A 17,113-nucleotide genomic window follows, 5' to 3' on the forward strand; every position below is an offset into this window, starting at 1 on the left:
CGATGACGAATCAGTACCAGTCCGAATCGATCGGTACGCGCCGTACACGGAGCGAGGACATCGCGGTCGTCGGCCTTTCCTGCCGCCTGCCCGGAGCGGGAAATCCGGAGGCCTTCTGGGAACTGCTCAGCACCGGCGCCTCCGCCATCACTCCCGTCCCGGCGGACCGTCTGCGGCCCGCGTCGGGCGAGGCGGCACCCGCCGGAACCGCACCCGGCCTGCGCCACGGCGGCTTCCTGCAAAGCGTCGACACCTTCGACGCCGGCTTCTTCGGCATAGCCCCGCGCGAGGCGCGCGTCATGGACCCGCAGCAGCGCCTCGTGCTCGAACTGGCCTGGGAGGCGCTGGAGAACGCCGGGATCGTCCCGGCCACCCTGCGCGGCAGCCGCACCGCGGTCTTCGTCGGCACCCTGCGCGACGACTACGCCGCCCTGCTCTACCAGCACGGCGCTCGGACCGTCACCCAGCACACCATGACCGGGGTCAACCGCGGCGTGATCGCGAACCGGGTCTCGTACCACCTCGGTCTGCGCGGCCCCAGCCTCACCGTCGACTCGGCCCAGTCGTCCTCGCTGGTTGCCGTGCACCTGGCGTGCGAGTCGCTGCGCGCCGGGGAGTCCGACGCCGCCATCGTCGCCGGCGTCAACCTCAACATCCTCGCCGAGGCCGCGGTCGCCGGGGAGCGCTTCGGCGGCCTCTCTCCCGACGGCACCACCTACACCTTCGACGCCCGCGCCAACGGCTTCGTACGCGGCGAGGGCGGCGGCGCCGTCGTCCTCAAGCCGCTGTCGCGGGCCCTCGCCGACGGTGACGACGTCCTCGGCGTGATCCACGCCAGCGCCGTCAACAACGACGGCGCCACCCCCGGCCTGACCGTGCCCGGGCAGGAGACCCAGGAGCGAGTCCTGCGCGAGGCGTACGAACGCGGCGGCCTCGACCCCGACGCCGTCCAGTACGTCGAACTGCACGGCACCGGTACGCCGGTCGGCGACCCCGTCGAGGCCGCCGCCCTGGGCGCGGTGCTGGGCACGGCCCGCTCCGGCGCCGGTCCGCTGCGGGTCGGATCCGCGAAGACCAACGTGGGCCATCTGGAGGGCGCGGCCGGTATCATCGGCCTGATCAAGACCCTGCTGGCCCTGCGCCACCGCCGCCTGCCCGCCAGCCTCAACTTCGACACCCCGAACCCGGCGATCCCGCTGGCCCAACTCGGCCTGGAGGTGCAGCGCGAGACCGGTGACTGGCCCGCCCCCCACCGCCCGCTGATCGCCGGTGTCTCCTCGTTCGGCATGGGCGGCACCAACGCCCACGTGGTGCTGGGCGAGGGACCGGCGGCCCCGTCACCGGCAGCGGCTTCCGAGGGCGACCAGGCCCTGCTGCCCTGGGTCGTCTCCGGACGCGGCACCGCCGCCCTCGCCGCGCAGGCCGGGCGGCTGCGCACCGCCGTGACCGCCGACCCCGCGCCCCGCCCCGAGGACATCGGCCGCTCCCTGGCCACCACCCGCACCGTCTTCGACCACCGGGCCGTCGTCCTCGCCGACGACCGGGCCGGCATGGCCACCGGCCTGACCGCCCTGGCCGAGGGGCGGGCCGCGGCGCAGGTCGTCACGGGCGCCGTCCGCCCGGGCACGACGGCCTTCCTGTTCACCGGTCAGGGCGCCCAGCGCGCCGCCATGGGACGGGAACTGCGCGACGCCTTCCCGGCGTTCCGGGCCGCCTTCGACGAGGTGTGCCGGGCGTTCGCCCCGCTGCTCGACCGGCCCCTCGCCGAGGTGGTGGACTCCGGGGAGGGCCTGGACGACACCGCCTGGACCCAGCCCGCGCTGTTCGCCGTCGAGGTCGCCCTGTACCGCCTCGTCACCTCCTGGGGCGTCACCCCCGGCCACGTGGCCGGGCACTCCATCGGGGAGATCGCCGCCGCCCACGTCGCCGGGGTGCTGTCCCTCGACGACGCCGCCCGGCTCGTCGCCGCCCGGGGCCGCCTGATGCAGGAACTGCCGGCCGGTGGCGCCATGGTCGCCGTCGAGGCCACCGAGGACGAGGTGCTGCCCCTGCTCGCCGCGCAGGACGGGCCGGTGGCGGTCGCCGCCGTCAACGGGCCGCGCGCGGTGGTGATCTCAGGCGCGCACGAGAGCGTCACGGCCGTCGCGGAGCAGCTCGCCGCGCAGGGCCGCAGGACCCGCCGCCTCACGGTCAGCCACGCCTTCCACTCGCCGCTGATGGACCCGATGCTGGAGCCGTTCCGCGCCGTCGTGCAGGACCTGACGTTCCACGAGCCGCGGATCCCCGCCGTGTCCACGGTCACCGGCACCGCCGTGGAACCGGGCCAGTGGACCTCGCCGGACTACTGGGTCGAGCAGGTGCGCCGCCCGGTCCGCTTCCTCGACGCCGTACGCACCCTGGAGAACCTGAGCGCCGCCACCCTGCTGGAGCTCGGCCCCGACGGCGTCCTGACCGCGCTGGCCGCCACGGGCGCCGGTGACACCGAGGCCACCGCCCCCGTCGCCACGCTCCGCGCCGGACGCCCCGAGGTCCGCTCCCTGCTCACCGGCGTCGCCGCCGCGTTCGTCCGGGGCATGTCCGTCGACTGGGCGGCCGTGCACGCCGCCGGCCCGGGCCGCCGCGTCCCGCTGCCCACCTACGCCTTCCAGCGCGAGCGCCACTGGATCGACGGCCCGGCCGCCCCGGCCCTCGCTGTGCAGGAACCCGCACCGGCCCTGACCGATGCCGCAGCCACCACGCCCCCGGCCACCCCGGCCCCCGACGCCACCGCCCTGGTGCTGGAGCGGGTCGCCGCCGTCCTGGAGCACACCGACGCCGGGCGCGTCGACCCGCACGCCGCGTTCAAGGACCTCGGCTTCGACTCCCTGATGACGGTCGAGCTGCGCGACGCCCTCGCCGCCGCCACCGGCCTGACGCTGCCCAGCGGCCTGCTGTTCGACCACCCCACCCCGGCCGCCCTCATCTCCCGCCTCACCACCCTCCTCGCCGGGACGGACCCCGCCGCCCACCCCGAGGACCGCCCGGCCGGCACACCCGACACGGCCCATGAACCCATCGCCATCGTCGGCATGGCCTGCCGCTACCCGGGCGGCGTCACCTCTCCCGAGGAACTGTGGAACCTGGTCGCCGACGGCCGGGACGCCATCACCGGTTTCCCCGGCGACCGCGGCTGGGACCCCGACCTGTACGACGCCGACCCCACACACGGCGGTCACAGCACGGTCCGCGAGGGCGGCTTCCTGCACGACGCGGCCCTGTTCGACAACGAGTTCTTCGGGATCTCGCCCCGCGAGGCCCTCGCCATGGACCCACAGCAGCGCCTCCTCCTGGAAACCGCCTGGGAGGCCGTCGAGCGGGCCGGCCTGGACGCCGCCGCCCTCAAGGGCAGCCGCACCGGCGTGTTCGTGGGCGCCACCACCCTCGACTACGGGCCCCGGATGCACGAGGCCCCCGACACCGTCGAAGGGCACCTCCTCACGGGCACCACGCCGAGCGTCATGTCCGGCCGCATCGCCTACCAGCTCGGGCTGCTCGGCCCGGCCGTCACCGTCGACACGGCCTGCTCGTCCTCGCTGGTCGCCCTGCACATGGCGGTGCGCTCGCTGCGCACGGGCGAGACCAACCTGGCCATCGCGGGCGGCGCGACCGTCATGTCCTCGCCCGGCATGTTCGTGGAGTTCTCCCGCCAGCGAGGCCTGGCCGCCGACGGGCGCTCCAAGTCCTTCGCCGCGTCCGCCGACGGCACCTCCTGGGCCGAAGGTGTCGGCCTGCTGGTGGTCGAGCGGCTGTCGGACGCCCTGCGCAACGGGCACCGGGTGCTGGCGGTCGTACGGGGCAGCGCGGTCAACCAGGACGGCACGGGCAACGGCCTGACCGCCCCGGTCGGCCCCTCCCAGCAGCGCGTCATCCGCGACGCCCTGTCCGACGCCCGGCTCGCTCCGGCCGAGGTGGACGCGGTGGAGGCGCACGGCACGGGCACGCGGCTGGGCGACCCGATCGAGGCGCAGGCCCTGCTGGCGACGTACGGCCAGGACCGTGAACAGCCGTTGTTGCTGGGGTCGTTGAAGTCGAACATCGGGCATGCGCAGGCCGCGGCCGGTGTCGGTGGTGTGATCAAGATGGTGCAGGCGATGCGGCACGGAGTGCTGCCGAGGACACTGCACGTGGACGAGCCGTCGCCGTTCGTGGAGTGGGACACGGGTGCGGTCGAGCTGCTCACCGAGGCCCGTGAGTGGACCGCCCGGGACGGCGTACCGCGTCGCGCGGGTGTCTCCTCGTTCGGGATCAGCGGCACCAACGCGCATGTGGTGGTCGAGGAGTTCGTGGCCGCGCAGGACGCTGTCGAGCGGCCGGAGCCGTCCGGGCCCGTGTCGTCCGCGCCGGTGCCGTTCGTGCTGTCCGCGAGGGACGAACAGGCCCTGCGCGCCCAGGCCCGGCGCCTGCACGACGCCGTCGCCGCGAGCGGCACCCACCCCGCCGACCTCGGCGCGTCCCTCGCCCTCACCCGCACCGCCCTGCCGCAGCGCGCCGTGGTCACCGCCACGGACGCCGACACGCTTCTCGCCGGTCTCGCCGCCCTGGCCGACGGCGAGGAGACCGCCCAGGTCGTCACCGGCAGCGCCGCGGGCGCGGGCCGCACCGCCTTCCTGTTCACCGGGCAGGGCGCCCAGCACGCCGGCATGGGCCGCGAACTGTACGCCGCCTCCCCGGTGTTCGCGGCGGCCCTCGACGAGGTGTGCTCCGCCCTCGACGAACACCTCGAACTGCCTCTGCGCACGGTGATGTTCGCCGACGGCGACAGCGAGCCCGGCCGTCTCCTGCACCGCACCGCCTACACACAGCCCGCCCTGTTCGCCGTCGAGGTCGCCCTGTTCCGCCTCCTCGCCCACCACGGCACCACACCGGACCTGCTCGCCGGACACTCCATCGGCGAACTCGCCGCCGCCCACGTCGCGGGCGTGCTGTCCCTCGCCGACGCTGCCCGGCTGGTCGCGGCCCGAGGGCGGCTCATGGAAGCGGCACGCACGGGCGGCGCCATGATCGCCCTGGAGGCCACCGAAGCCGAGATCGCCGCCGACCTGGAGAAGGCGGCGGGCCGGCTCGACCTCGCCGCCGTCAACGCCCCCGACTCCCTGGTGGTCTCCGGCGACGAGGACGCGGCGGAGGAACTGGCCGCGCTGTGGCGCGCCCGGGGCCGGCGCACCCGCCGCCTGACGGTCAGCCACGCATTCCACTCGGCGCACATGGACGACGTCCTGGACGAGTTCCGCACCGTCGCCGAGAGCCTCACCTTCCACGCGCCGCGCATCCCGGTCGTCTCCACGGTCACCGGCGAACCCGCCGCCCCGCAGGAGCTGACCTCGCCCGACTACTGGGTGCGGCAGATCCGCCGGCCCGTACGGTTCGTCGACGCAGCCCGGGCCCTGCACCGGCACGGCGCCACCGTGTTCGTCGAGACCGGCCCCGACGCCGTGCTCGCCCCGCTGACCCGTGCCGCGCTGGCCGACACCGACGCGGTCGTCGTCCCGCTGCTGCGCGCCGGGCGCCCCGAGGGCGAGACCTTCCTCGCCGGGATCGCCGCGGCCTGGGCGGGCGGCGCGCCGCTGGCCGCCGAGACCTTCCACCCCGGCGGCCGACTCGTCGACCTGCCGACGTACCCCTTCCAGCGGGAGCGCTACTGGCTCACGCCCGAACGCCCCCTCGACGCCCGGGGCCTGGGCCTCGACCCGGCCGGGCACCCGCTCCTGCACGCCTCGGTGGAACTGGCGGGAAGCGACGCTCTGGTGCTCACCGGCCGCCTCGCCGTCTCCGACCAGCCCTGGCTCGCCGACCACGCCATCACCGGGACGGTCCTCGTGCCCGCCACCGCGTTCCTGGAACTGGCCCTGACGGCGGCGGGCCGCCTGGGCATCGACCAGATCGACGAACTGACCCTGGAAGCACCCCTGGAGCTGCCCGGGCAGGGCGCCGTACGGGTCCAGGTCGCCGTCGGCGCACCGGACGCCTCCGGCAGCCGGCCCGTCGAGATCCACGCCTGCCCGGACGGCCCTCCGGACACCGGACAGCTGTGGACGCGACACGCCTCCGGCACCCTCGGCGGCACACCGCCGACCGGACCCGACCTGAGCCAGTGGCCGCCCGCCGACGCCGCCGAGGTCCCGCTGGACGACGCGTACGAGCGCCTCACCGCGCTCGGCTACACCTACGGCCCCGCCTTCCAGGGCCTGACACGCCTGTGGCACGCGACCGACGCCCTGTACGCCGAAGTCGCCCTGCCCGACGCCCACCGGGACGGCGCCGACCGGTTCGGACTGCACCCCGCCCTCTTCGACGCGCTCCTTCACCCGGTCGTGCTGCACGCGGCCGGGGACGACACCGCCGCGGACACCATCCGGCTGCCGTTCGCCTGGTCCGGCGCGTCCCTGCACGCCGCGGGCGCGGACACCCTGCGGGTGCGGATCGAGCCCGGCGGGTCCGGCACCTACGCGCTGCACGCCGCGGACACCCTCGGCGCACCCGTCATGAGCGTGGAGTCCCTCGCCCTGCGCCCGGTCGCCAAGGACCGGCTCCGCTCCGAACCACGGCTCGACGACGCCCTGTACGCCGTTGAGTGGACGCCGGCCGCGACGCCCGGGGGCGAAGCGCCGAGTGTCGTGGAGGCGACCGACCTCACGCAGGTGGACGGCACGGCCGATGTGGTGCTCGTACGCGCCCCGGCCACGGACGGACATGGCGATGTGGCGGCCCGCGCCCACCACACGGCGGACGTGTTCCTGCGCCTCGTGCAGGACTTCCTCGCCGACGAGCGCCTGGTCGACGCGCGCCTCGCGGTGCTCACCCGGGGCGCGGTGGCCGCCGCACCCGGCGACCTCGTCCCCGAGCCGGCCCAGGCGCCCCTGTGGGGCCTGCTGCGCAGCGTGCAGTCCGAGCATCCGGACCGGGTGGTCCTGATCGACGCCGACGCCGACACCTCCACCGATGACCGGCTCCTGGCCGCCGCCCTCGCTTCGGGTGAGGCGCAGGTGGCGGTGCGGTCGGGCGGGCTGGTGGTGCCGAGGCTGCGGCGGGCGGCGCCGGGTGACGGCGGTGCTGTTGCCTGGGGTGAGGGCCCGGTGTTGGTGACGGGCGGTACCGGTGGTCTGGGTGCTGTGGTGGCCCGGCATCTGGTGACGGTCCACGGGGTTCGCTCACTGGTGCTGGTGAGCCGGCGCGGTGAGGCGGCGCCTGGTGCGGGCGAGCTGCGGGCGGAGCTGGAGGCTCTGGGTGCAGCCGTGCGGCTCGCGGCATGTGATGTGACGGATCGTGCGGCTCTGGCTGAACTCCTGGCCGACGTAGGTGAGTTGTCGGGTGTGGTGCACACGGCGGGTGTGCTGGACGACGCGACGGTGGAGGGTCTGACGCCCGAGCGGCTGCATTCCGTGTTGCGTCCGAAGGTGGACGCGGCGTGGCATCTGCACGAGCTGACCCGGGACATGGGCCTTCAGGCGTTCGTTCTGTACTCGTCGGTGTCGGGTCTGCTGGGCACCGCCGGGCAGGCGAACTACGCGGCGGGCAACGCCTTCCTGGACGCGCTGGCGGCACATCGCCGGGCGGCCGGGCTGCCCGCGACCTCCCTCGCCTGGGGCCTCTGGGACGGCACCCACGGCATGGGCGGCACCCTCGGCGACGCCGATCTGGCCCGCTGGACCCGCCAGGGCATCAGGACCCTCACCCCCGAGCACGCCCTGGCCCTCTTCGACGCGGCCCTGGCCGGCGACGACGCGCTGCGCGTCCCCGTCGTCTTCGAACCGCGGGCCCTGCGCGCCGAGACCTCGCCCCTGCTGCGCGACCTGGCCCCGGCGCCCCGCTCCCGGCGCACGGCCGCCCGCGCGGCCGACGCGGGCGGCGAAGGCACCACCTGGGCGGAGCGGATCGCCGCCCTGCCGCAGGAGCGGCGCCGCGAGACCGTCCTCGACCTCGTCCGCGGCATCGTGGCCGGAGTCCTCGGCCACACCGACCCGCAACGCCTGGACCCCAGGCGTGCCTTCAAGGAGAGCGGCTTCGACTCCCTCGCGGGCGTCGAGCTGCGCAACCGCCTGAACACCGCCACCGGGCTGCGGCTGTCCGCGACCGTCGTCTTCGACCACCCCACACCCGACGCGGTCGCCGACCACCTGCTCAACCGGATCGCGGACACCACCGCCCCGGCACCGGCCCGCACCGCGCGGCTCGCCACCGCCCACGACGAGCCGATCGCGATCGTGGGCATGGCCTGCCGCTACCCGGGCGGCGTCGCCTCGCCGGACGACCTCTGGCGGCTGGTCTCCGAAGGCGGGGACGCCATCACCGGGTTCCCCGCCAACCGGGGCTGGGACCTGGACGGCCTCTACGACCCGGACCCCGCCCACACCGGCACCTCCTACGTCCGGCACGGCGGGTTCCTGCACGACGCCGACCGGTTCGACCCCGCCTTCTTCGGCATCCCGCCGCGTGAGGCCACCGCCATGGACCCGCAGCACCGGCTGCTGCTGGAGACGGCCTGGGAGGCGTTCGAGCACGCCGGCATCGACCCCACCGGCCTGCACGGCTCCGACACCGGCGTGTTCACCGGCGCCATGTACGACGACTACGCCTCCCGTCTCGCGGCGAGCCCCGAGGAGTACGAGGGCTTCCTGCTCGCGGGCAACCTCTCCAGCGTCGTGTCGGGCCGGCTCTCCTACACCTACGGCTTCGAGGGCCCGGCCGTCACCGTCGACACGGCCTGCTCGTCCTCGCTCGTCGCCCTGCACCTCGCGGCGAACGCCCTGCGCAACGGCGAGTGCTCGCTCGCCCTCGCCGGGGGCGTGACCGTCATGGCCGGACCGCACGTCTTCGTGGAGTTCTCCCGCCAGCGCGGCCTGTCACCCGACGGCCGCTGCAAGTCCTTCGCCGCCGCGGCCGACGGTGTCGCCTGGTCGGAGGGCGTGGGCCTGCTGGTCGTCGAGCGCCTGTCGGACGCGGTGCGCAACGGTCACCAGGTGCTGGCGGTCGTACGGGGCAGTGCGGTGAACCAGGACGGCGCCTCGAACGGCCTGACCGCGCCCAACGGCCCGTCCCAGGAGCGGGTCATCCGCCAGGCACTGGCCTCGGCCGGCCTGTCCGCCGCCGAGGTGGACGCGGTGGAGGCGCACGGTACGGGTACGCGGCTGGGCGATCCGATCGAGGCGCAGGCGCTGCTGGCGACCTATGGCCAGGACCGTGAACAGCCGTTGTTGCTGGGGTCGTTGAAGTCGAACATCGGGCATGCGCAGGCTGCCGCCGGTGTCGGTGGTGTGATCAAGATGGTGCAGGCGATGCGGCACGGTGTGCTGCCGAGGACGCTGCACGTGGACGAGCCGTCGCCGTTCGTGGAGTGGGACACGGGTGCGGTCGAGCTGCTCACCGAGGAACGCGAGTGGACCGCCCGGGACGGGGTGCCGAGGCGGGCGGGTGTCTCCTCCTTCGGTATCAGTGGGACGAACGCGCATGTGGTCGTCGAGGAGTTCGTGGCACCCGAGGAGGCGGCCGTCGAGCGGCCGGAGCCGTCCGGGCCCGTGTCGTCCGGGCCGGTGCCGTTCGTGCTGTCCGCACGGGACGAGCAGGCCCTGCGCGCTCAGGCCCAGCGCCTGCACGACCACCTCGGCAGCCATCCCGAGCAGTCCCTCACCGACCTCGGCTGGTCCCTCGGCACCCGCCGGGCCCGGCACGGCCGCGGAGCCGTGGTCGTCGCCCGCCGGCGAGCCGAACTGCTCGACGGGCTCGCCGCGCTGAGCCGTGGCGAGACCGGTCCGGCGGCGCTGCGCACCTCCCCGTCCCAGCGCGGCAAGACCGCTTTCCTGCTGACCGGGCAGGGCGCCCAGCGCCTCGGTATGGGACGCGAACTGTACGACGCCTCCCCGGTGTTCGCGGCGGCTCTCGACGAGGTGTGCGCCCACCTGGACCCCGAACTCATGCGCCCGCTCAAGTCGGTGCTCTTCGCCGCCGAGGACAGCGCGGACGCCGCCCTGCTCGACCAGACGGCGTTCACGCAGACCGCGCTGTTCGCCCTGGAGACCGCGCTGTTCCGCCTCGCAGAACACCACGGCCTCACCCCGGACTTCCTGCTCGGCCACTCGATCGGCGAGGTCACCGCCGCCCACCTCGCGGGCGTCCTCGACCTGCCCGACGCCTGCGTCCTCGTGGCGGAGCGCGGCCGGCTGATGCAGGCCGCACGGGAGGGCGGCGCCATGGCGGCCGTCGAGGCCGGAGAGGACGTGGTACGCGCCGCCCTCGCCCCCTACGGCGACCGGGTCGCGGTCGCCGGCGTCAACGGGCCGCGCGCCACGGTCATCTCCGGCGACGCCGACGCCGTCGACGAACTCACCGCCCGGTTCAAGAAGGAGGGCGCACGGGTCAAACGCCTCCCCGTCAGCCACGCCTTCCACTCGCCGCACATGGACGAGGTCCTGGACGAGTTCCGCGCGATCGCCGCGGACCTCACCTTCCACGAACCGCGCATCCCCGTCGTCTCCAACGTCACCGGCGAACTGGCCACGGCACAGGACCTCGCCTCGCCCGACTACTGGGCGCGCCACATCCGCGAGGCCGTCCGCTTCCTCGACGGCGTACGCCTCCTGGAGGCGGCGGGGGTCACCGAGTGGCTGGAACTCGGCCCCGACGGGGTGCTGAGCGCCCTGGTCGCCGAGTCCCTGGAGCAGGCCCCCGGGGTCGTGACCCCGGCCCTGCGCAGGGGCCGTCCCGAGCCGGAGGTGTTCGCCGCCGCCCTCGGACTGCTCGCCGCACGCGGCTCCGACATCCGCTGGGACGCCGTGTTCCCCGGCGCGCACGGCACCGACCTGCCGCTCTACGCCTTCCAGCGGCAGCGCCACTGGCTCGACGCACCCACCACCGTCACGGACGCCGCGGGCTTCGGACTCGTCGCGGCGGACCATCCGCTGCTCGGCGCGGCCGTCCAGCTGGCCGACCGTGACGAACACGTCCTCACCGGCCGCCTGGCCCGCGGCACGCACCCCTGGCTGACGGAGCACACCGTCGCCGGCACCGTGCTCGTGCCCGGCACCGGACTGCTCGAACTCGCCCTCCGGGCAGGCGAACAGCTCGGCGCCGCCACGGTCGGGGAACTCACCCTGGCGGCCCCCCTGGTACTGCCCGAACGCGGCGGCGTGCACCTCCAGGTGTCCGTCGGCGCCGAGGACACCGACGCCACCCGCCCGGTGCGCATCCACGCCCGTCCCCACGGCGACCCCGCCCACGACGGGACCTGGACCCTGCACGCCTACGGCACCCTGAGCACCGGCACCGACGCCCCGACGGGCACGGGCGAGACGCTCACCGTCTGGCCCCCCGCGGGAGCCCGGGAGATCGACCTCACCGGCGCCTACGAGCGCCTCGACGAGCAGGGCTACGCCTATGGGCCCGCTTTCCGCAACCTGCGCCGGCTGTGGACGGCCGGCGACGACCTCTGCGCCGAGGTCGCCCTCGACGAGGACCAGCGCACCGAGGCACGCCGGTTCACCCTCCACCCCGCACTGTTCGACGCCGCCCTGCACCCGCTGCTTCCCGGAGTCGCCGGCGACGAGGGCCGCCCCCTGCTGCCCTTCTCCTGGGCCGGAGTGAGCGCGACGGCAGCGGGCGCGTCCGTGCTGCGGGTCCGGCTCGCCGGAGCAGCGGCACCCGGGGCCCTGAACGGCGGATCCACGACGGTCGCCCTCACGGTGGCCGACGGGTCGGGCGCACCGGTCGCCGAGGTGGCGGAGCTGACCCTGCGCCCCCTGTCCGCCGAGTCGCTGCGCGCCGCGGACGCCGGCTCCGCCGACGGCCTGCTCCGGGTCGACTGGACCCGGCCGGTCCGCACGGACGCGACCGCGGACCTCGCCACCTGGGCGGTCCTCGGACCCGTGCCGGACCTCGGCCTGCCGGACGGCACCGTCCGCTCCTACGCCGACCTCGGCGAACTGGCACGGGCCGTCGACACGGGCGCACCCGCTCCCTCGATCGTCCTCGCTCCCCACGTCGCCGCGCCCGCCGGGGACACGCTGCCGGGCACCGCGCGGGAGGCAGCACAGCAGGCGCTCGTCCAGGTGCAGCAGTGGCTCGCGGACGACCGTTTCGCGCACGCCCGCCTCGTGGTCACCACCCGGGGCGCCGTGGCCACCGCGGTCGACGAAGACGTCACCGACCTGGCCCACGCCCCGCTGTGGGGCCTGCTGCGCACGGCCCAGACGGAGAGCCCCGGCCGCGTCCAGCTCCTGGACCTCGACGCCCCGGACACACCCGCCCTCACAGCAGCTGTCGCTTCGGGTGAGGCGCAGGTGGCGGTGCGGTCGGGCGGGCTGGTGGTGCCGAGGCTGCGGCGGGCGGCGCCGGGTGACGGCGGTGCTGTTGCCTGGGGTGAGGGCCCGGTGTTGGTGACCGGTGGTACCGGAGGCCTGGGTGCTGTGGTGGCCCGGCATCTCGTGTCGGTCCACGGGGTGCGGTCGCTGGTGCTGGTGAGCCGGCGCGGTGAGGCGGCGCCTGGTGCGGGCGAGCTGCGGGCGGAGCTGGAGGCTCTGGGTGCAGCCGTGCGGCTCGCGGCATGCGATGTGACGGATCGTGCGGCTCTGACTGAACTCTTCGCCGACGTAGGTGAGTTGTCGGGTGTGGTGCACACGGCGGGTGTGCTGGACGACGTGACGGTGGAGGGCCTGACGCCCGAGCGGCTGCACTCGGTGTTGCGTCCGAAGGTGGACGCGGCGTGGCATCTGCACGAGCTGACCCGGGACATGAATCTGAAGGCGTTCGTTCTGTACTCGTCGGTGTCGGGGCTTCTCGGTACGGCGGGTCAGGCGAACTACGCGGCGGGCAACGCCTTCCTGGACGCGCTGGCGGCACATCGCCGGGCGGCCGGGCTGCCCGCGACCTCCCTCGCCTGGGGCCTCTGGGAGGAGACCAGCACCATCACCGGTCACCTCGCCGAAGCGGACCTGCGCCGCCTGGCCCGCTCCGGCCTGCTGCCGCTGGCCACCGACGACGCGATGGCCCTCTTCGACGCGGCCCCGGCAACCGGCGAGAGCGTCCTCGCCGTCACCCGGCTCGACACCCGGGCGATCCGTGCCCTGGGCGACCGGGTACCGCCCCTCCTCGCCGGACTCGTCCGCGGGAACAGCGCCCGCCGCCCCGCGGCAGCGGGTGACGCCCCCGCCGGCCGCCCCGAGGGCCAGGGCCTCGCCGACAGGCTCGCCGCCCTGCCCGCGACCGAGCGGGAACGGGCCTTGGTGGACGTCGTCCGAGGCCGGGTGGCCGCCGTGCTCGGCCACGCCGACCACACGGCGATCGACGCCGACCGGCCCGTCCAGGAACTCGGCTTCGATTCCCTGACCGCCGTCGAGCTGCGCAACCAGCTCGCCGCCGAGACGGGACTGCGGCTGCCGACCACCCTGGTCTTCGACCAGCCCACGCCCAGGGCGCTCGCCTCGTATCTGGGCGAGCGGCTGACCGTCGAGGAGACCACGCCGGACGAGCCGGTCCTCGCGGAACTGGCACGGCTGGAAGCCGCCATCGAGGCGGCCGCCACCGACGCCTCCGCCCACGGCCGGATCACCGCCCGCCTGCGGGAACTCCTGGACGCGGCCGACAACGCCGCCGGGACCCCCGCCCAGGACCGGGACGACGACCCGGACGACGACCTGGACTCGGCCACCGACGACGAACTGTTCGCCCTCGTCGACGAGCTGAGCTGAACCACCGCCACTTCGGCACCGATCACCACACGACACACGGGAGTTGACACACCATGGCGGGCGAGGACAAGCTCCGCGACTACCTGAAGAAGGCCGTCGCCGATGCCCGTGAGGCACGCCGGCAGCTGCGCGACCTGGAGGACAGGCGGCGCGAGCCGATCGCGATCGTGGGCATGGCCTGCCGCTACCCCGGCGGCGTCGCCTCGCCCGACGACCTGTGGCGCCTTGTGGCCGACGGCACCGACGCCGTCGGCGGCTTCCCCGGCAACCGCGGCTGGGACGTGGACGGCCTCTACGACCCGGACCCCGACCGCACGGGCACCTCGTACGCCCGCGAAGGCGGATTCCTCTACGACGCCGACCGGTTCGACCCGGCCTTCTTCGGGATGTCGCCGCGCGAGGCCATGGCGATCGACCCCCAGCAGCGGCTGCTGCTGGAGACGGCCTGGGAGGCGTTCGAGCACGCAGGCATCGACGCCACCGCCCTGCGCGGCTCGGACACCGGCGTGTTCACCGGCCAGATGTACAACGACTACGGCTCACGCCCTCACCTGCCGCCGGAGGACTTCGAGGGCTACCTGTTCAGCGGCAGCGCCGGCAGCATCGCCGTCGGCCGGCTCTCCTACACCTACGGCTTCGAGGGCCCGGCGGTCTCCGTCGACACGGCCTGCTCGTCCTCGCTGGTCGCCCTGCACCTCGCGGTGAACGCGCTGCGGGGCGGCGAGTGCTCACTCGCCCTGGCCGGCGGTGTCACGGTGATGTCGACCCCCGTGGCCTTCCTGGAGTTCTCCCGCCTGCGCGGCCTGTCGCCCGACGGCCGCTGCAAGTCCTTCGCGGCCGGTGCCGACGGTGTGGCGTGGGCGGAGGGGGCCGGAGTCCTCGTCGTGGAGCGCCTGTCGGACGCGGTGCGCAACGGGCACCGGGTGCTGGCGGTCGTACGGGGCAGCGCGGTGAATCAGGACGGGGCGTCGAACGGCCTGACCGCGCCCAACGGCCCCTCGCAGGAGCGGGTCATCCGGCAGGCGCTGGCCTCGGCCGGTCTGTCTGCCTCTGAGGTGGACGCGGTGGAGGCGCACGGTACGGGTACGCGGCTGGGCGATCCGATCGAGGCGCAGGCGCTGCTGGCGACCTATGGCCAGGACCGTGAACAGCCGTTGCTGCTGGGGTCGTTGAAGTCGAACATCGGGCATGCGCAGGCTGCCGCCGGTGTCGGTGGTGTGATCAAGATGGTGCAGGCGATGCGGCACGGTGTGCTGCCGAGGACGCTGCACGTGGACGAGCCGTCGCCGTTCGTGGAGTGGGACACGGGGGCGGTCGAGCTGCTGACCGAGGCCCGTGAGTGGCCGGCACGTGAGGACGCGCCGCGCCGCGCGGGTGTCTCCTCCTTCGGGTTCGGCGGCACCAACGCGCACGTGATCATCGAGGAGGCCCCGGCCGCCCCACCCGCCGAGACCCCCTCCGTGCGCACCCTGCCCGCCCTGCCGTGGCTCCTGTCCGCGCGCACCCCCCAGGCACTCACCGCCCAGGCCGAACGGCTCCACGCCTTCGCCTCGGCGCCCGGTGCCCCCGACCCCCTGGACATCGCCTACTCCCTGGCCACCACCCGCGCCGCCCTCCCGCATCGCGCCGCCGTCGTGGGCAGCGGGCCCGCCCAGCTCCTCGACTCCCTCCGGCACCTCACCCCGGTCACCCCCTCGGGCGGTGCTCTGGCGGTGGTGTTCTCGGGTCAGGGTGCTCAGCGGGCGGGGATGGGGCGGGAGTTGTATGGGGCGTTTCCGGTGTTCGCGGGGGCGTTGGATGAGGTGTGCGGGGTGTTGGATCCGCTGTTGGGCGGGTCGTTGAAGGAGGTGATGTTCGCGGTCGAGGGGTCGTTGTTGTCGCAGACGGGGTGGACGCAGCCGGCGTTGTTCGCGTTTGAGGTGGCGTTGTTCCGGTTGGTGGAGTCGTGGGGTGTGCGGCCTGGTGTGGTGGCGGGTCATTCGGTGGGGGAGTTGGTGGCTGCGCATGTGGCGGGGGTGATGGGGCTGGGTGAGGCTGCTCGGTTGGTGGCGGCGCGTGCGGGGTTGATGCAGGCGTTGCCGGCGGGGGGTGTGATGGTCGCGGTGGAGGCCTCGGAGGGCGAGGTGGTGGCGGCGATCGGTGATCGTGGTGGTGCGGTGGGTGTGGCGGCGGTGAACGGGCCGTCGGCGGTGGTGATTTCGGGTGCGGATGATGCGGTGGCGGGGGTGTTGGCCGCGTTGCCGGGTCGGCGTACGCGGCGTCTTGAGGTGTCGCATGCGTTTCATTCGCCGTTGATGGACGGGATGGTGGAGGAGTTCCGTTCGGCGGCGAAGGAGGTGCGCTACGAGGCTCCCCGGATGGCGGTGGTCTCGACGGTGACGGGTCGGTTGGCCGAGGGTGAGGATCTGCGGTCGGCGGACTACTGGGTGACCCAGGTGCGGGAGGCGGTCCGCTACGCCGACGCCGTCACCACCCTGGAGAAGGAGGGCGTCACCACCCTCCTCGAACTCGGCCCTGGCGGCGTCCTCGCCGCCCTCGCCGCCCAGGCCGTCCGCGACCCCGACGCCCTCACCGCCACGGTCGCCACCCGCGCGGGCCGCCCCGAGCCGGAGACCCTGACCGAAGCGCTCGGCACCTTGCACGCCCGGGGCGTCCCCGTCGACTGGGAGGCGTTCTTCGCCGGCACCGGAGCCCGGCGGGTCCCGCTGCCCACCTACGCCTTCCAGCACCAGCGGTACTGGCTCGACGAGGTAGAGGCCGGCACCCATGACTCCGGCCCCGTCCTGCGCGGCACGCCGGACATCCCCGAGGAGACACCGGCCCCCCGGGTCGTGCCGCTGGCCGAGCGGCTCGCGCCGCTGGGCGACGCACAGCGGGAGCAGTACCTGCTCACCCTGGTCACGGAGCTGGTCGCGAAGGTGCTCAAGCACTCCGACAGCACTGCCGTCGTGCCCCACCGCCCCTTCCAGGAACTCGGCTTCGACTCCCTGACCGGCGTCGAGCTGCGCAACCGGCTGGGCGCCGAGACCGGTCTCTCCCTTCCCGCCACCGTCGTCTTCGACCATCCGACACCGGCCGCACTCGCGGCCTACGTACAGGAGCAGGCCGCCGCCTCCGCCCCCGGACGCGGGCCGGGTCGTTCCGCGACCGACGCGACCGAGGAACTGGAGCGGCTGGAGGCGTCCGTGGACGCCCTGGCGGCGGACGGCACGCAACCGGACGAGACCCGCGTGGCGCTGTCCTCCCGGCTGCGGGCACTGGCCGACCGCCTCGCAGGGCCGGCGGACACACCGTCCCCGCCGGCCGCCGACGCCGACACCACGGACCTCACGGACGCGTCCGCGGACGAGATCTTCGACTTCATCGACAGCCAGCTCGGCCGGGCCGCGGACTGACGC

The 17,113-nt window shown here is 74.6% G+C and carries 1 protein-coding gene and 1 pseudogene; both read left to right on the forward strand.

Features of this window, described 5'->3' with window-relative positions:
* Nucleotides 1-2: 2 nt before the first annotated feature.
* Complete coding sequence (locus RFN52_RS30440) at nt 3-13,715, forward strand: type I polyketide synthase (RefSeq protein WP_184850900.1); 13,713 nt, start codon at nt 3-5, stop codon at nt 13,713-13,715.
* 98 nt (nt 13,716-13,813) lie between these two features.
* Nucleotides 13,814-17,110 (forward strand): annotated as a pseudogene (locus RFN52_RS30445) (type I polyketide synthase); the annotation flags it as partial.
* Nucleotides 17,111-17,113: the final 3 nt, after the last annotated feature.

It is taken from the genome of Streptomyces collinus (genome assembly GCF_031348265.1).
Classification (GTDB): domain Bacteria; phylum Actinomycetota; class Actinomycetes; order Streptomycetales; family Streptomycetaceae; genus Streptomyces; species Streptomyces collinus.